The 18,567-nt window shown below is 41.9% G+C and carries 13 protein-coding genes; 8 read left to right on the top strand and 5 right to left on the bottom strand.

Features of this window, described 5'->3' with window-relative positions:
• Nucleotide 1: 1 nt before the first annotated feature.
• From hisA to NIES1031_RS13335, 3 genes are all read right to left on the bottom strand, one after another.
• Nucleotides 2-775 (bottom strand): 1-(5-phosphoribosyl)-5-[(5-phosphoribosylamino)methylideneamino]imidazole-4-carboxamide isomerase, encoded by a 774-nt coding sequence (gene hisA / locus NIES1031_RS13345; RefSeq protein ID WP_073549926.1) that lies wholly within the window; start codon nucleotides 773-775, stop codon nucleotides 2-4.
• Between the two features lie 25 nt (nucleotides 776-800).
• Nucleotides 801-1,121 carry a DUF3593 domain-containing protein gene (locus NIES1031_RS13340; RefSeq protein ID WP_015190519.1) on the bottom strand — a complete coding sequence of 107 codons (321 nt, stop codon included), beginning with the start codon at nucleotides 1,119-1,121 and terminating at the stop codon, nucleotides 801-803.
• Nucleotides 1,122-1,241: 120 nt separating this feature from the next.
• Nucleotides 1,242-1,586, bottom strand: a complete 345-nt coding sequence (locus tag NIES1031_RS13335) for a DUF2499 domain-containing protein (protein ID WP_073549924.1) — start codon at nucleotides 1,584-1,586, stop codon at nucleotides 1,242-1,244.
• Between the two features lie 141 nt (nucleotides 1,587-1,727).
• Between NIES1031_RS13335 and csaB the strand changes: the two genes are divergently transcribed.
• The 4 genes from csaB (at nucleotide 1,728) to NIES1031_RS13315 (ending at nucleotide 9,993) form a co-directional block, all read left to right on the top strand.
• On the top strand, nucleotides 1,728-2,768 hold the full coding sequence (gene csaB / locus NIES1031_RS13330; RefSeq protein ID WP_073549923.1) for a polysaccharide pyruvyl transferase CsaB: 1,041 nt from the start codon (nucleotides 1,728-1,730) through the stop codon (nucleotides 2,766-2,768).
• Nucleotides 2,769-3,079: 311 nt separating this feature from the next.
• Nucleotides 3,080-4,051 (top strand): bacteriorhodopsin, encoded by a 972-nt coding sequence (locus NIES1031_RS13325; RefSeq protein ID WP_073549921.1) that lies wholly within the window; start codon nucleotides 3,080-3,082, stop codon nucleotides 4,049-4,051.
• 502 nt (nucleotides 4,052-4,553) lie between these two features.
• A complete protein-coding gene (locus tag NIES1031_RS13320) occupies nucleotides 4,554-7,187 on the top strand; it encodes a diguanylate cyclase (protein WP_073549919.1) in 2,634 nt (877 codons plus the stop codon).
• 193 nt (nucleotides 7,188-7,380) lie between these two features.
• A complete protein-coding gene (locus NIES1031_RS13315) occupies nucleotides 7,381-9,993 on the top strand; it encodes a CHAT domain-containing protein (RefSeq protein WP_073549918.1) in 2,613 nt (870 codons plus the stop codon).
• A gap of 135 nt (nucleotides 9,994-10,128) precedes the next feature.
• Here NIES1031_RS13315 and NIES1031_RS13310 read toward each other — a convergent pair whose 3' ends face one another.
• Together NIES1031_RS13310 and NIES1031_RS13305 are read right to left on the bottom strand one after the other, a co-directional pair.
• Nucleotides 10,129-11,286 (bottom strand): DUF1822 family protein, encoded by a 1,158-nt coding sequence (locus tag NIES1031_RS13310; protein ID WP_073549916.1) that lies wholly within the window; start codon nucleotides 11,284-11,286, stop codon nucleotides 10,129-10,131.
• A gap of 6 nt (nucleotides 11,287-11,292) precedes the next feature.
• Entirely contained in the window at nucleotides 11,293-12,528 is a 1,236-nt protein-coding gene (locus tag NIES1031_RS13305; RefSeq protein WP_073549914.1) for a sigma-70 family RNA polymerase sigma factor, read from the bottom strand.
• Between the two features lie 150 nt (nucleotides 12,529-12,678).
• Between NIES1031_RS13305 and NIES1031_RS13300 the strand changes: the two genes are divergently transcribed.
• The 4 genes from NIES1031_RS13300 (at nucleotide 12,679) to NIES1031_RS24405 (ending at nucleotide 18,451) form a co-directional block, all read left to right on the top strand.
• Nucleotides 12,679-13,236 (top strand): hypothetical protein, encoded by a 558-nt coding sequence (locus tag NIES1031_RS13300; protein ID WP_073549913.1) that lies wholly within the window; start codon nucleotides 12,679-12,681, stop codon nucleotides 13,234-13,236.
• 666 nt (nucleotides 13,237-13,902) lie between these two features.
• On the top strand, nucleotides 13,903-15,333 hold the full coding sequence (locus NIES1031_RS13295; RefSeq protein WP_084544343.1) for a calcium-binding protein: 1,431 nt from the start codon (nucleotides 13,903-13,905) through the stop codon (nucleotides 15,331-15,333).
• A gap of 217 nt (nucleotides 15,334-15,550) precedes the next feature.
• Complete coding sequence (locus NIES1031_RS13290) at nucleotides 15,551-18,091, top strand: beta strand repeat-containing protein (protein WP_073549912.1); 2,541 nt, start codon at nucleotides 15,551-15,553, stop codon at nucleotides 18,089-18,091.
• 186 nt (nucleotides 18,092-18,277) lie between these two features.
• The gene (locus NIES1031_RS24405; RefSeq protein WP_178378136.1) at nucleotides 18,278-18,451 is read left to right on the top strand and encodes a hypothetical protein; all 174 of its coding nucleotides are present in this window, start codon (nucleotides 18,278-18,280) and stop codon (nucleotides 18,449-18,451) included.
• Nucleotides 18,452-18,567 lie beyond the last annotated feature (116 nt).

The raw sequence follows: 18,567 nt of genomic DNA, 5'->3' as shown, positions 1-18,567 counted from the left end.
CTTAAGCAAATGCTGAAAATCCTAAATCGGGTGGAATATCTTGTAACCTACCTTGCCCTACAGCTTGCACTGCACTCTTGAGCGAAATATCTCCAGTGTATAATGCCCGACCAACAATCGCACCAGTAACTCCCAACGGTTCGAGCGCGAGTAAACTTAATAAATCTGTGATAGAACTAACACCACCCGAAGCGATAACAGGAATCGAAATTTGTGTTGCAAGTTCTCTGAGTGCGTCTATATTAGGTCCTGATAGCGTACCATCACGGTGAATATCAGTATAAATGATTGCAGCAACACCCAATTCTTGCATCTGCATTGCAAGTTGCGTTGCTAACACTTCCGATGTTTTTAACCAACCGCGTGTTGCAACTTTACCATTGCGCGCATCAATTCCAACAACGATTTGCCCAGGAAACTCTTGACATAAGTCGGCGACTAATTGCGGTTGTTCAACAGCAACGGTTCCTACAATCACGCGCTGTACGCCTAAGTTTAATAACTGTGCAACGCTAGTGGAATCGCGTAATCCTCCACCAACTTGAATTGGTATGGATACCGCCGCAGTAATTGCCTCAATTGCAGCTAGATTGACAACGTTACCTTGCTTCGCGCCATCGAGATCGACAACGTGCAATCGCGTTGCGCCTTGTTCTACCCATTGCTGCGCTACGTCTGCGGGATTATCGTTGAAAACTTGCGATCGCGCATAATCTCCTTGATATAACCGCACGCATTTGCCTGCAAGTAAATCTATCGCTGGTATAACTTCCATAAGGGTAACTAGTAATTCGCTGTGATTAACTTTTTGCTTCTCTTTCTTTGATGGCTTGTCGGAAGCCTAGCACGACTAAAATATTCGATAGCGTCAAGAAAAATTCTGCACCTCCGTGTAACCAATCAACGTTTGCTAATGATTCACCATAGTGAACTTGAGCATAAATTCCAGCAGGAATGGTGACACCAACAAATACTAATGTGCAGTAAAAGCCAATCAATGCTAAACGTGGCATTTGGGGAGTACGCGTGAGAAACCATAAAAAACCCAAGTAAGGAAACAACGATAACGCAAATAGCGTTTCTTTGGAAGGGTGTATAAGGAACGAGACATCTTGAATCATAATTTTGCCTTTTGGCTAACACTGAAATGAAGACGACTCAGAGACCAGAAATTGGAGAATTCCTACAGTTACAACTACGAGATTTGAGCCTATAGACATTTTTGATTGTCTCCTTGGGTTTTAGTTCTTTCCTATATCCCTAACTCCTGATTCCTGACCTCTGACCTCTCCTTCGGTTGTAGAACGCCAAATCAACCACGCAGCAATCAACAGCGTGAAATTACCAACAACTGTCATTGTCGCTTGCAGTGTCACTAGCCACTCTAGCGACTCAGCATTATCAAAAAAATGCCACGTACAAGCACACATCGCGCTTACAAGTGCGGGTAACATCGCAACAGATAAAGCCCACCAGCTACGATTATGAGTGACTTCACCATATGTCCAGATTAACCAAATTGCGGCAATCCATTCAATCACACTAGAAACGTGAATAATCCAAGTTGGAATTGACAGGGCGTGCATAATAAGGGATCAGGGGTCGGAGGTCAGGATGAAGAAATAGATACTTCAGTGCTTTATTATGCTACTACTTTGAATTTTTTGAGGAATGACAATCTCGGATAGAGTTTTTGTTAGGTTATCTGAGGTAATGACGTGGGCAAGATGCGAGTAGTTTTGTGTGGCTATTATGGTAAAGGCAACGGTGGCGATGAGGCTTTGCTTGCAACCTTATTGCAAATGCTACCAAACCATGTGACGCCAGTTGTCCTTTCGGGTAATCCACAACAGACGCGCGATCGCTATCACGTTGAAGCGTGCGATCGCATGAATTTGTTCAGCGTACTCCAAACTTTGCGCCAATCAGATGCATTCGTTTGGGGCGGTGGAAGTTTGCTTCAAGACGTCACGAGTGCGATTAGCCCGTTGTACTACGGTGGATTGATGATTCTAGCGCAACAGCTTGGATTGAAAACGATCGCTTGGGCGCAGGGAATTGGTCCATTAAAGCGCAATACGACAGTGAACCTAGCACGGCGATCTTTTGGCAAGTGTACGGCAGTGAGTGTTCGCGATCAGGGCAGTGCAGCTTTATTATCAGAGTGGGGAATTCCGTGTACTCTCGCCCCCGATCCAGTGTGGGCGTTAGAATCTGCATCCGTACCAGGGTTATGGGATTTACCTGCGCCGAGAGTCGCGGTAACTTTGCGATCGCATCCCCAATTAACTGCAACTCGCCTTGATAATTTCACGCGGGCGTTGATTGATTTTCAAAAAGCAACGCAAACTTGTATTTTGCTTGTGCCATTTCAGCAAAGTCAAGATTTGGTGATCGCCGAAGCTGTTGCATCAAAACTTCCTGGTGTTCATAAAGTTCTTTGTCTTGAAGATCCTCAAGCTTTAAAAGGGGTTTTCCGCGGTGTCGAAATGGCGATCGGAATGCGCCTCCACAGTCTAATTATGGCTGCGGCGGAAGGTTGTCGCTGTTTTGCCTTAAGTTACGATCCTAAAGTCAGTAAATTGATGATAGAACTTGATTTGCCAGGATGGAATTTAACTGAAATTCCAGAAGATTATTATGTAATTTGCAATACATTGCTCGAATGTTATGCCAACGGCAATTCTCTAACTTCTGATCAAATACAATCTTTGGTAGATCGAGCGTTGATGCATCAAGATTTACTAGAGCAAGTTTTCTCGCACTAGTAACTTCAGCACTTGATGCACAAAAAAATATACCATTCATCGAGATTTTGAGCTCTTATAAAGGTCATCTGCTCAAGATAATCTATCTTGAGATAGATATCATAAAATATTTAATAGATAAGATTTGCTCAAGAATACCTAATCTCATTGGTTTTTGGAGTATTTTCACAAGCTTTGATGGTTGAAAAGTGAGTTTACAAGTAGTAATTTACAGATATATTTCATTAAGGTTATTTTCACATCAAAAATTAGATCTATATATTTTTGACTTAATTTTTTCACCAAAAACTATCAACTAGGGAGGAAAATAAGTGTTTAGTTGGAATTTACCAACAAACTTACTAAGTTCGTACAATTTCATAGCACAAACCGTAGTTGTACCAGAAGGTACAATTATGGAAAATCTATTGACTTACTCGCCAGTACAGCACCAATTGATATCGCATTTATTAACACTTGGTGTGAGTGCAATGGCGGTAGGTTTTGTTTACTTTATTACAACAAATAAACGTTCCTCACCACGCTTTCAGCCATCATCAACGCTATCAGCGGTTGTCATGGTATCAGCTTTTTTGATTTTGGGCTTGCAACTGTTGGAGTGGCTGTCAGCGTTTGCCTTTGATGGACAAGTTTGGGGCTTGGGTGTCGGTACCGCAGAAAGATATACAGAAAGTACTTTCTCGAATGGCTATCGTTACCTCAATTGGTCGATTGATGTACCGTGTTTGCTGACTCAGATGTTGTTTGTGATTGATGTAACACCTGGTCGTTTCCGCAAGTTGCGGTTTCGCTTCATTACTGCTGGCTTGTTGATGATTTATACCGGATACATCGGGCAATATTTTGAAATTACAAATACGGGTTGGTTTCTCTTTTGGGGGGCGGTAAGCACGGTTTTCTATATTTATATTCTCTACATGGTAGGGAATTTAATCTTCAAATCGCGCGAAAATTTACCTCACCAAGCCTATAAAACTATGGGGACAGTTTGGTGGTTAATTTTAGTTGCCTGGACGCTTTATCCATTAGCATACTTAGTTCCTTGGGCTTGGAAAGCTTTCCCAGCATGGGGGGCATGGGCAGCCGTAACACGACAGTTTCTCTATACAATGGCAGATATCTTTTCTAAAGTTATTTATGGTGTCTTGCTATCGAGTGTAGCGCAAGCTCGTAGTGCTGCAGAAGGATATGAACCTGCAATTCAAGTTCAGATTGATGGTGGTGCGGCAAGTAGAGAATATATCGAACGCAATGCGCATCGCGAGTCAACTAGAGTTGAGTAGAATTAATAACGCTTAGTACTATCTACACTGCCTAATCTGATTGACTGACAAATCTTTTGTGGCTAGCCACTATAAGTCGCGCCTACCCAGGTAAAGTATGCCTTTGCAGACTAACAGCCGAGGTTCTAACCCACGTAGGCGAGTTTCGCCTTTGCAGCAGCGGTTTCTAACCGCCGCGTTTCAGAGTTTTGTCAGTCGACCAGATGCCTAATATAAATTTTGTCGTGGGGAGTTAGAGTAGCGATCACCTGAAGCATTGCTCATTACAGAGTAGTATAAGCACATTAAGTAAATTTTGTAAAGAGCCTATCTTTTCAGCCCAAATATAGCTGTCTTTTTTTGCTGAGAATTGACGAAGAGAGTTAGGAAAAGTTAAAGTGCGGGAATACTTAAAAAGGGTGCTGATGCGCGATCGCTTAATCGATAAATTATTACAGATGTGGCGATTCTAGTCTCTTTTCCATAAATCAGTTTATCCATTAAGGCAGTGTCAAGCTACTTTATGCGCACGAGTGAGCAAATCAAAGCTGAGATTGAGGAAAAACTAGGATTTTTCCCTCCCTTCTTCAAGCCTGCACAGCAGAATTCTAAGATCTTAGAAAACCTTTGGCAGCAAACTTGCAGCGCCTATCTCAATAATCCTTTACCAACTTTATTTAAAGAAAAGCTTTTTGCCTACCTCTCGCGTTATTGTCGCGTTCCCTACTGTATTATGTGCCATAGCTGCTCGTTGTACCCATTAGGGATGAACGCCACAGAAGTCTTAACGTTGCTCGAATCACCGCTTCCCTTAGCAGAAATCGAGATCAATAATCATTTTCGAGTGCTTGCCAATGCAACAGATAACTTAATAAGCTTGTCTTTAAATTCGGCGATCGAAGCCAGCCTCATTTATTGTTCAGCATTCGTTTTTCTCGGAAAAGATGTTTCTGGATACTACCAAACTAAATTGGCACAAATATTAGGATCTGAAAATTATCAATACTTAGTTATATTAATTGCCCACATCAAAACCTGTCATGCGTGGATGGAAGCGCACCCTAAAGTTGCCAATGAATACGCAGCCGACAAACGAGTCCAAGACTATCTTGCGCTACTCTTAAACGAAGAACCGAATTTAGCAAGCTTCTTTACGCAATACCAAGTACAAGTTCGATGCGAATCACAAAATCAATTAGAACATCTTGCTGACATTGCTAAACGCAATCAAGACAAAGCAATGTTACGTGTTAAGGCGATTGAAGTTGCTAACCAAGAACTGAAAAGCGAAATTGTCGATTATAAACAGGCGCTTGATGCGTTAGCAAAAACAAAAGAGGCGCTGCGAGAAAGTGAAGAATGCTTTCGGAGTGCGTTTGACTATGCAGCCATTGGCATGGCACTAGTAGCACCCAATGGAACATGGCTAAAAGTTAATCGTGCCATATGCGAGATTGTCGGTTATTCAGAGCAAGAATTATTGGCAACTAACTTTCAAGCAATTACGCATCCAGAGGATCTTGATGTCGATTTGCATTACGCGCGTCAATTGTTATCAGGCGAGATTCGCACTTATCAGCTAGAAAAGCGCTATTTTCACAAGCTAGGGCACATTGTCTGGATACTTTTAAGCGTCTCGTTAGTACGCGATTCGCACGGCGATCCGTTATACTTCATTGCGCAAATTCAGGATATTACAGCGCGTAAACAAGCAGTAGATGCGCTGCGAGAAAGTGAAGAACGTTGGCAACTGGCTTTGCGTGGAAACAATGATGGCATCTGGGATTGGAATGTCAAAACGAATCAAGTTTTCTTTTCGGCGCGGTGGAAAGAAATGTTAGGCTACAAAGAGCATGAAATTGCAGATCATTTAGATGAATGGACATTCCGCGCCCATCCTGACGATATTGACTGGGTAAAACAAGTAATTCAAGACCATTTTGCCAAAAAAACACCTTTCTATATCTCTGAGCATCGCGTACTGTGCAAAGATGGTACTTACAAATGGATTTTAGATCGCGGTCAAGCATTGTGGGACGAAGCAGGTAAGCCAGTACGCATGGTTGGCTCATTTACAGACATTACCCACCGCAAGCAAGCAGAAGCCGCTTTACAGCAAGCAAACGCGCAACTTAAAGATTTGGTGGATTATCTGGAACAACGTAACCGCGAGATTGCGCTATTTGCAGAAATGAGTGATGTTTTTCAAGCGTGTCTTACCGTTGAGGAAGCTTGTCGCGCGATCGCTACCCTTATGCCGCAGCTATTTCCCAAAATAACGGGTGCTGTGTTTTTGAATAATGCACCACAAAATCTGTTTACAGCGGTGACAACGTGGGGCTCAGCCCCCCTAACGAGTCATAACTTATTTGCACCGGATGATTGTTGGGCACTACGGCGCGGGCAATCGCATTTTGTTAAGAATACCTGTAGCAGTTTATGCTGCCAACATATTAATCACAACTTATTGCCTGCTGAATCACTCTGCATAACACTGATGGCGCAAGGTGAAACACTAGGGATGCTGTATTTAAGTTCGCCAGAATCTGGGCAACTAACACAAGTCAAGCAACAGCTTGCGATCGCCGTAGCAGAACGAATTTCACTTTCTTTAGCAAACGTCAAACTCCGCGAAACGTTGCGCGATCAAAGTGTTCGCGATCCCTTAACCGAGTTATTTAATCGTCGTTACATGGTAGAGTCGCTCGAATTAGAACTTTGTCGCTGCGATCGCCAACAGCAACCACTAGCAATTATCATGCTTGATATTGACTACTTCAAGCGCTTCAATGACACATTTGGTCATAAAGCCGGCGATCTTGTTTTACAAAAATTAGCGCAAGTTTTGCAAGATTCGATTCGTCAATCAGATATTGCTTGCCGTTATGGCGGTGAAGAATTTATGCTAATTTTACCTGAAACAACTCCAGAGGTGGCGTATCAGCGCGCAGAGCAACTCCGGCAAGAAGTTAAGCAGTTGAAAGTGCGGCACGATCGCCAACTCCTTAGTGAAATCACTCTTTCGTTAGGAATTGCCTGCTTTCCCGAACATGGTTCTACTCCAGAAGAACTCTTACGCGCTGCGGATACAGCACTATACCGTGCTAAAACTGAGGCACGCGATCGCGTTGCTTTTGTACGATCGCCAACCTTTTAAAATCGTAATAATACGTAATTACCCAAACCTGAGATAGCTCTTATATACTATTGACAACACGATTGAAATTTAGATTGTTAGTAAAATTTAATACTTATTTTATAAAAAATGATGACAGCTTAGTCAGGGTTAAAAGTGCGATCGCTACTGACGACGGCACGAATACTATTTGCAAGCAATTAACTTAACATCTATGTCTGCTAGATACTCACCACTGATCTGGGCTGCTGCTACCTTGACACCTCTCGTCATCTTGAGTTCTGCCACACTTCCTGTTATGGCTGTTACAGCAGATACCAACGCAATGCAACTGATGCAACAAGGAATTAATTTATACCAAGATGAACAATTTAGCGCAGCAGTAAAAGTTTTACAACAAGCTGTTGCAGTATTTCGTAGTGAAGGTGATCGCCGCCATCAAGCCCAAGCACTCAATTATCTTACGCTGGTTTATCAAGAACTCGGACAGTGGACACTTGCCACATCTGCGATCGCAGACAGCTTAAAACTTTTGCCAACGCAGCCCAATGGGCAATATTTACCTGTACTCGCCCAAGCCCTGAATACTCAAGGACACTTGCAACTTGCACAAGGACAAGCCCAAAAAGCTTTAGAAACTTGGCAACAAGCAACAACGGCTTATGATAGGATTGGTGATCACGCAGGGAGCATCGGTAGCCAAATTAATCAAATCCAAGCGCTTAAAGCCTTAGGTCTTTATCGCCGTGCTTTGACCAACTTAAATTCTGTTAAACAAACACTGCAACAACAACCAGATTCTTTAATTAAAACAACGGGTTTACGGAGTTTAGGTAACGTTTTACGCGTAATTGGCGATCTACCGCAGTCTGAAACCGTATTACGCGAAAGTTTAGCCGTCGCGCAAAAAGTGCGATCTCCTCAAAACGAAAGCGCTGCTTTACTCAGTCTCGCTAATACTCTACGCGCCCAACAAAACTCACAAGCTGCGCTGATTTACTATCAACAAGCTGCTAGCGTTACAAACTCTCCTAGCCAAAAAATCCAAGCGCGGCTTAATCAACTGAGTTTACTAGTAGAAACGCAGCAAGTGTTGGACGCCCAAGCCTTATTACCAGAAATCCAAAGTTTAATAGCTAGCATACCTACAAGTCGTACCGCAGTCAATAGCCGCATCAATTTAGCACAAAGTCTCCTTTGTTTGAAGCAACAGCAACAAAGACAAACACAAGTAGAATCTTCCCCAATTGTGCAGCAGTGTGTGAATGAAATAGTGGGAGAAAAAGCCCAGGCGGAATTATCTTCACTACCATCTTGGTCAGAAATTGGGCAAATTCTAGCAACTGCTGTACAACAAGCCCAAACATTACAAGACCAACGCGCTGAGGCGCAAGCCCTCGGTTATTTAGGAGCATTATATCAACAAACGCAGCAGTGGTCTGAAGCGCAAAAACTTACTGAGCAAGCATTGTTACTCGCGCAAACAATTAATGCTTCAGATATTGCCTATCGTTGGCAATGGCAGTTAGGTCGCGTACTCAATGTTACAGGTAAAACGCAACAAGCGATCGCATCTTATACCGATGCCGTCAGTAGCCTTAAGTCTTTGCGCAACGACTTGGTTGGAATTAACCCAGAGTTGCAATTTTCGTTTCGTGATAGTGTCGAACCTGTGTATCGCGAGTTAGTGAGTTTATTGCTGCGATCGCCATCCACCACAAGTCAAATCGCGCAAGCAAGGGATACAATCGAAGCGCTGCAAGTTGCTGAAATTGAAAACTTCTTTCGCACTGCGTGTTTAGATACTCACCCCGTACAAATCGATCAAGTCGATTCTTCTGCTGCGGTGCTTTATCCGATTATTTTAGGCGATCGCTTAGAAGTTATCGTCTCACTCCCCAAGCAACCACTACGCCACTACGCGACACCCTTACCCGCCAACCGCGTCGAAAGTATCGTTGAAGGATTGCGTCAAACCGTATTTACGCAAACATCGCGCCGGTATTTACCCTTTGCGGCTGAAGTCTACAATTGGTTAATTCGCCCAGTAGCCACAGATTTAGAAAACAGTAGCGTAAAAACGATTGTGTTTGTTTTAGATGGCGCGATGCGTAATATTCCGATGGGAGTACTGTATGACGGTCAACAGTATTTAGTCGAAAAATACAGCATTGCCATTACACCAGGCTTACAACTTCTCGATCCGCAGCCACTAGCGCGAGAAAGACTCAAAGCCCTAACCGCAGGACTTACCGAAGCCCGCGAAAGCTTTGCGGCGCTTCCTAATGTTAAACTCGAACTCGAACAAATTCAATCTGAAGTACCGAGTCGCGTTCTCCTCAATCAGGAATTTACAACAAATACACTGCAAAATGAAGTTCAATCTTCTCCAGTTCCGGTAGTCCATCTAGCAACTCACGGACAGTTTAGTTCTAAAGCTGAAGAAACATTTATTCTTAGCTGGGATAGCGAAATTGATGTCAATGAGTTAAATACTATTTTGCGGACGAGAGGAGATAATCGGCGAAAGGCGATTGAATTACTTGTTTTAAGTGCGTGTGAAACCGTTGCCGGAGATAAACGCGCCGCGTTAGGGCTTGCGGGTATGGCTGTACGCGCTGGTGCTCGTAGTACACTAGCAACACTGTGGTCTGTGAGTGATGTTGCGACAGCTTCGCTGATGGGGCAATTTTACAAAGAGTATGCTAACACGAGTGTTACCAAAGCCGAGGCACTACGTCGCGCGCAACAAACTTTATTAAAAGATTCCAAATACGAACATCCCTACTTCTGGGCAGCGTATGTTTTAGTAGGCAATTGGTTGTAGGATGATGATAGATAATTAACATAAATCGCTTGGCGACTAAAGTTGCAGCTAGTCAGACAAAGACCACCTCCGTGGTCTAATACACTAAAAATTCCGGTAGAGTGTGCTGCTGCGCACATTTAGTTTGTAGGCGTTTCAAAACCTGAGGATCTCTCTTTCATAGCCTTCGGGAGTCGGTTCGATTTCCCAGACAATTCCTTCGCCAGGTTCAAGTGCCACTTCGACAAATATTTGTTCAACGGCTGTTGTAGCCGTATCTTCATTGTTCTCAAAATTTTGTAAATCCTCGGTTAGCAATCTTAATTTGATGCCTTCAGGAATTAAAGCACCCATCGAAGTATTGCGTAATTCAAAGCGCCATTGTTCCGCATCTTGTTGCGTTATGCGTAACTCGTATTGTTGTCCTGCAATGACAAGTTGACGAGATAATGCTACAGATGCAGGTGTACTTTCTAGAGAACGCGATCGCGCCAAACTCGGTTGCAGTTCGACTTGTTGCCAACCAATTTGTTGCGCCACATCAGAAATTCCTGATCGCAACCACTGTAAAATTGACCATTGCTCCGGTAATCCTTGACGGCGTTCGTACAAGCGCTGTCGCCATCCACCATGCGCCAGGATTGCTCCCCAAATGGTAAAGGGAATCTCTAGTCGCGGTATGATAATCTCAGGATTGCCCAAACGCTGAATTAAATTTTCTACTTGGGTTTGCGGTAGTGCTAAAGGTGCGATCGCGCTTTTTGTTGCTTCGGTAATGCCGAGTTGCTGCGCAACCCAGAGAATATTGATGTCTGCAATGAGTTCATCTTCATCTAAGCTGTAAGTGCGATCGCTTGCATCATAATGTCCGTTTGTTCTGAGTTGCTGGTGTGTTGTGTATCCCCAAACTTTTATCCAGCGATCATCAGGATTGATTTGCACTCCCAAGTAATAATCTGCTGTCCATTCAGGGATATCAATCCATTCTTGCGGTACGCGTAATTCTACTGTATCAATTGTTTCGCTAGGAATCAGTACTATTTTTGTTGTTTCCCAGACAATGGCGACACCGTTGACAAATTCCCAAATACTTGCTAAAGCCGCCCGATGAGGAAAAACTTTTGCTTGTGGGGCGCATTCTGTGCGTAGCCAAGATAAAAAAGTATTGAGCGTAATGCAATTTAAAGTAGCGTTCCAACGACTACTAGGAGTGGAATACATCTGATGTTGCCAAGCTTGAGACTGATCGTCAGGAGAGATTTCGAGCCATAATTGAGTAGGCTTAGCCGCTGTGAGAAGCGAATCAAATGTCATAATCGATTACTCCCTTGGAGATTTCAGGTCAGCTAATGTCGCGGAGGTGTCCTCCACGCCCGCTGCCATATCAGTTTGGCCATAGTGACCTTGTAGCCACTCGTCTAGAACTGCGCTGATATCTTTTAGTACGTCGGAAGTTAGCGAAATATGCAAATCTTTACACCATTGTGCTAGTGCTTTTAGCAATTCTTCTCGACATTTTGTCAACCGCCGCGAAATTGTATATTGTTTAATATCAAGCTGTACAGCCATTTGCTGTTGCGTTAGCGCTTCACCGTAGTAAAGTCGCAATATATGTTGTGCTTGCATATCGAGTTGAGCGATCGCAGCTACTAACACCTCACTAATTTGCTTTTGCTGCGTCTGTCTACTTTCTATTTCTTCTTGCGTAATGATATTTGTAAGTAAAGATTCGCCTTGCAATTCGGGTAAATTATCTAACCATTCCCCCGTATCTTGTCCTGGTTTAGGAGTATTAATCGAAGCAACAGTAGGATAAAGATAAGAACGCGCAGCTTTGGCACACGCTAGCATCCATTGTTCTAGTGTTTCTGCTTGACGGACGGGTGTACCAGGATTTTGCGAATCGTACAACTTAGCGATCGCATCCCACGTTGCTGAATCAGGTTTTGCAAGTTGTCGCGTTGCGCTTGCTTGTGTCGGAATATAGATTGTTTTGAAGCAATTCCACGCTAGCAGGTAACTGGTAACTTTTTCTGGTGATATTCCTGCATTTTGCAATGCGGCTTCTAGTCGTTTATGACTCAGTTTGCGCAGTAAACTCCAATCTGTACAAATATCGACTTCTTGACGCTGACGGAGGGTTTCTTTGATGGTGCTAGTAAAGATCGCACTCGCGTAGTTTTTCAGGTTATAGCCTTGCTGCGAGTTAAAGCCTTGGAGAATTTTATCAACTTTGGCGATCACAATTTGAAAACAATCAGCGATCGTATGTTGGCTACTCGTAAAATTCGTTACAACACTTTGCGCCGCCCAGTAACCAGCTTCTTGTAAGTAAGCATACAAGTGTCCAAATGCAAGGCTTTGCGGTTGTACTAGCCACAGTTTATACCAATAAAGCGCCCAAAAGTTTTCCTTTATTGTTGCTTGCGGCGATCGCGCCAAAGAATTTTGCATACTTCGTCGCAGTTTAGGATCAGTCGCCCAATTGCTAAAGCGATCGGCATTGAACTGGATAAAAGACGAAAAGATCTCAACAATATCTTGACGAGAACGCATGAAGCAGTTACTGACACCAAAGCCAGGAAAAAAGTTTGCAGTCGAGATAATTATCCTTATATCTTCTCACGGCTATTACTGAATGACCCAAGTCAAAGACGCGATTTTCTACCAAACAACTGCATAAAACAACAAAGCCAAACCTATTAAGTGAGTGAAGGCATTTTCAAAGGACGCCAATCTGCGATGCTACTAAACAAGATTGCTACTTCACTTCTGTCTGTTTCGCTAGTTGCTGCTGCATTTACCGTTACTCCCAACTCTGCAAGTGCTAGAGGAAATAAAATTGATCAACTCCTCGTTCAACACAGCTTGAATCCTACAAAATGTGGTCCTGGAGTCGTAGCAGTATGGGTAAACTTGAATCAACAAGCTGCTTGTGCAGCACCTAATGCACAATATCCTGCTGGCACATATAGACTAACAAACGGTTTTCAGATCTTTGCGATTAGCCAACAAAATCCAACTCTCGCTACTAACGCTAACCTGACGATCAATGTTTTTAATGTTGGCACTCCTGGGAATTACCCCTCTCAGCCTGTTTCGCCTGTGATCGGCGCGCAGATTAATGCTTCTTTCGCAGCTAAAGGTTTAAGTTTAACTGCGTGCAGTGCTAATCCTGGCGTAGTTGTGATGATGGATCAGTATATGGCGTGTGCTTATCCGACACATACATATCCATCAGGAAGATATAGTTTGGCATTTTAGGTTTTGGTGGTTGCGTACTACTGCAAAGTGATAGAGTTGCTCGATATTATTCTCAAAGAGAGTGATGCATCATATAAAACTACAATAGATGACGTTGAGTCATAATTTAAAGTGCTACAAAGTGGAGTATTTTCTGTTTCAGTAAAAATGTGTCAGTTTATTACAAATACTTTACAACAATTCATGCCAAAATAGAAAAGATTCGGAATTATTGAAAAATGTTCATTTCATATATACTCCCTGGTTTTTATATTTTATTAACAAGTCATCTGTCCTAGTTACTAAATTTTTCTAACTTTTTCTAGCTGCTAATTTTTGCAAGGTGTGGTTTAATTACCTATTAGATAAATTGATATGTATTTACTGTCTTTAAAATTACAAGCAAAAATTAAAATACTAGTAAGCTGAGATGCTTGCAAAAAGAGTAGTAGTGTAACGTTTTATTTTTTTTAAAGATTGATTGGCTCAATTTAGTAAAATTGTACAAATTCTTATTAGTTTTACTAATTTAGATATTGTGTCGTTGCATTTTAAGAATAAAAGGTAAGTATTGATAATACTTGTATATTGTAAGCTTTATATATTGTTTGATAATTTCTAATCTATGCGAGTCGTTTAAACTCTAAAAAGCTAAATTTTCAGGATAATGTATTAGGAGAGACAATTATGGTTTATACAAAACTATCTAGTTGGTGGGGTGGCGGTATACGTTCAGGTAGTGAATTTTCTAATGAACACTACGATTACAGAATTCCCATTCAATCTCTAGAAGATCAAGTTGGAGTTGATGAACCAGTTTTTGACATAACAAACTATGTGAACTCAGGTATACCTATTATAATTTACAATAATCCAGGAAACAATCTTGATGAGTATGTTCCGCCGGATAGTACTGACACTATAATACTTCAAATTCAAGGTGGAGATGTAGGATTTACATCAGAAACTTATACGTTTAAAGAAAATCAATTTAAGGGAAAGTCTATACCTGTCGGTGGAAGTTATCAAACAAAAATTAACCTAGAAGCTAATAGTAGTATTAAAACAGCAATCATTGTTATTGAGGACAACAAAGGACCTGCACCAATTAGTGGCACTGATGCTCGTAACATCTTAAATGGTACTGACGCTAAAAACTTGATCTACGCTAAAAAAGGCAATGATACTGTCTATGGCAAAGGTGGTAATGACACACTGTATGGTGAAGCTGGTGCAGATACGCTATACGGTGGCTTGGGTAACGATCAACTTTATGGTGGGTCTGGTAACGACAAACTAAATGGTGATAATGGTAACGACTTACTATACGGCTTAGATAATAACGACTCTCTTAATGGGGGAGTAGGTAAAGACACTCTAGTTGGTGGAACAGGGAAAGATACCCTAGTAGGAGGCGATGGTAATGATTGGCTTGCAGGAGAGCAAGGTAACGATCTCTTAATAGGTGGTTTAGGTAACGATTACCTAGACGGTGGTACTGGCAATGATCAGATGGATGGTGGTGCTGGCAATGACACTTATATCGTAGATAGCATTAACGATATTGTTATTGAATACCAAAAAAGTGGTGTAGATACGGTTATTTCTTCTATCAGCTATGCATTAGGAATCTACGTAGATCACCTAGAATTGACAGGATATAACGAGGCTACAAATCAGTACGCCGATCTTGATGGTTATGGCAATGACATGTCTAATAAGATTGAAGGCAATGGAGGCAGTAACTACATTTATGGGTACGGTGGTAATGACTTCCTTAACGGTTACAGTGGTAATGACTACCTGAATGGCGGTGATGGAAGCGATCGCTTAGAAGGTGGAGAGAGTAACGATACGCTTGTCGGTGGTCTCGGTGCAGATACCTTTGTTTTTAAAAATATTTTTGAAGGAGTTGATACGATTCAAGATTTCAATTATCTAGAAGGCGATAAGATTGAAGTCTCTGCAAGTGGTTTTGGAATCACACAAGGATCAAATCAGTACGACAATTTCTTCTTCAGTAGTTCAACGGGTGCTCTATCTTACAATGGCACCCAGTTTGCCTCGCTACAGTTGGATTTAAATTTTGTTCCTAGTCTAGACATTACTATTGTCTAGTAGATAGTACTGGTCACATAAGCTTTTGATAAAGCTAAGGCAATCCTAAATAAGAGTTGCCTGTATTTACTCAAGTAGCGATTAGATACGTGGAGTTTATATTATAAAAGCAATTAATTTAAATATTGCTCTTACTTTGAAAAAATCTTTACACCAAAATGCTAGAGTTGTTGCTTATAAAAATAATACTATTTACTTTATTTTCCTAAATTTAAATATGAAACTGCGTTGCCAGTCTTTTTCGTATCCTGCCAGTTTTTTGTTATTTTTAGCTGTATCTAGTCCGCTGCAAGCACAAATTACAGGAGATCAGACCTTACGAAATTCTTCGACCGTTACTACAGAAGACGCTAATAGCATCATTACAGGTGGCACTCAAACTGGCTCCAACTTGTATCACAGCTTTAGCGAGTTTTCAGTTCCTACAAATGGCATAGCTTCATTTCAAGATGTTGCACCAGAAATCGAAAATGTCATTACTCGCGTTACAGGTGCGCCTTCCAATATTGATGGATTGATTGAAGTACTGCAACCAAACGGTGCGGTCAGTTCTGCTAATTTCTTTCTACTTAATCCGAAGGGAATTACTTTTGGTTCTAATGCTTCACTCAATATTGGTGGGTCTTTTATTGTAAGTACAGCGAGTAGTCTTCACTTTGCTGACAATACTCAGTTTAGTACTGACCTTGGTCAAATCGAACCATTACTAAGTATGAGTGTTCCTGTAGGATTGCAGTTTGGAGTCAATCCTGGAAGGCTCTTGAATCAATCACAAATAGGTTTACAAATACTACCTAGTAAAACTTTAGCACTCGTAGGCGGTGATGTAGTGCTAGAAGGTGGATTTATGATTGCACCAGCGGGACGTATTGAGTTAGGTAGTGTTGCTAGTTCTAGTTTCGTCAGCTTGAATCCGACAAACAGCGGTTGGTCTTTAGGATATACACAAGTACAAAATTTTCAAAATGTCGAGCTATCTCAAGGGTCTATTGTAGATGTCAGTGGGGAAGCTAGTGGCAACATCCAAATACAAGGCAAGCAAGTGGCGATCGCTGATGGCTCTTTTATAATTGCAGCGGTTGAAAGTCAACACGGAGGAGAAATCTTTATTCATGCTTCGGACTTGACCATAAACTCCTCATTAATAGGTACTAGGACGGATAACGGTATCGGTGCAAACGTAACTATTGCAACCGGCAAACTGCTTATTATAAATGGACAAGTACTAGCTGAAACTCTTGGTGAAGGGCACGGAGGGGAGTTAAACATAACTGCATCTGAATCTGTAAAAGTAGTTGGTGGGTTTCAAATTCCACAAGAAAATGGTGATTTTGAATATATTCCTAGTGGTTTATTAACTCGGTCTGATAACAATGCTACAGGAGCAGCAGGAAACTTATCGCTAACTACAAATAGGCTGATTATCCAAGACGGCGCACAGATAGGCTCGGTTACTGTTGGTGCAGGAAATACAGGAAATGTAACTGTTCGAGCTTCAGAAATTGAAGTAGTTGGCATTGCACGTACACCAGAAGGTGAACCAATAAGTGATGCGGGTTTACCTTTCCCTAGCGGCTTATTTGCTAGCGCTGAAGAAGGTTCTAGTGGCAATGGAGGAAATTTAGAAGTTACGACAGACCGCTTAAGCATTCGCGATGGTGCAGTTGTGCAAACGACAACATTTGGTAGTGGAGACGCCGGAAATTTAACTATCCAAGAAGCACAATCTATCGAAGTCGCTGGCACTGTTAATGTTGAGGGTGAAAACTTAAAATCGGGTTTGTTTGCAAATTCTGGAGGACTACCAGGAACTGGCTTACCAGCGATTTTTGATGCGACTGGTCGCGGAGGAAACTTAAAGATTCAAACCGATGAATTAATTGTTCGGGATGGCGCGATCGTGGCGGTGAGTAGTGTCAACGAAACACCAGAGGCTCAAGGTGCAGGAACTTTGCAAGTAGATGCTCAAACTATCCGTTTAGATAATGGAGAAATTGTCGCGAATACTGCTTCAGGCGAAGGTGGAAATATTAATCTAAACGTGCAAGATTTGTTTTTACGTCGCAGTAGTGAAATTTCTACAACAGCAGGGATTGAAGGCGCTGGAGGAAATGGTGGCGATATATCTATCAACAATGCCCGATTTATCATTGCTGCACCCAATGAAAATAATGACATCAAAGCGAATGCGTTTCTCGGACAAGGAGGAAAAGTCACAATCGATGCACAAAATATCTTTGGCTTAATAGTACGCAGCTTAGAAGATTTACAAACTTTGTTAGGAACCAGCGATCCAGTACAGCTAGACCCTGTTCAACTTTCTAGTAGTGATATCACGGCAATTTCCCAAACCAACCCAGAATTAAGCGGTGAAGTTGTTATTAATACCCCAGATGTCGATCCGAGTCGTGGTGCAGTTGTGTTACCACAAAATTTAGTTGATGTTTCAGGACTGATTGCACAAGGTTGTGCGGCTGAAAATGTGGCGAATGAAAGTCAATTGGTCGTGACGGGGCGCGGTGGTTTACCGCCAAATCCTGGAGAAGTTCTCAATAGTGATGATGTGTGGCAAGATTGGCGTTTTTCTGATGCTACAACAGGTATTACAGAAGCGATTGCACCCACATCCCGCAACACCTCAACTCCTCTTGTAGAAGCAACAAACTGGGCAACTAACAACAAAGGTGAAATTATGTTAATCGCTGCAACACCTACAACTACTATAAATCCTGGACAAAACGTTATATCTTGCCAATAAGACTGTTGCTAAGTATTACTAAATAAATATTAGTTCCACGAAAGGTTGAAACCATAGCTAAAGAGACTCATTAGTCCACGAAGGTGGACTTCGCTCACTTAGCTGCATAAACCACCCAAAGCAACCCTATTGGTTCAATACAACCTCCAACGCAGGGATTGTTTCAGTTTGCAAGGTGGTGCAGTGATGGCAATTAACTGGAAAAAAATGTTACTCAAAACAACGTTTTGGCTAGGTACTGAAATTCTCCTCAATCTTGTCGGACTCGATAACTTAGCTGACTACAGCGAATTCATTTCTGGTCAAGAGTTCGTTACATTTACTAACTCAGTTTCAATTTGCCAATGTATGAATTATTAACCAGCAAAAATTAACTGAAAAAATCTATCTTTTATGAAGTTTTGATATAGTTTCTTTCTAGCAAACAAACTGACATAATTCTTAAAGAAAATTTTCAGTAAATACTAAGAATTCAA

This window comes from Chroogloeocystis siderophila 5.2 s.c.1 (assembly GCF_001904655.1).
In the GTDB taxonomy this organism is placed as follows: Bacteria; Cyanobacteriota; Cyanobacteriia; order Cyanobacteriales; family Chroococcidiopsidaceae; genus Chroogloeocystis; species Chroogloeocystis siderophila.
The sequence above is the reverse complement of the archived record's forward strand: the minus strand, read 5'-3'. Positions and strand labels throughout refer to the sequence as shown.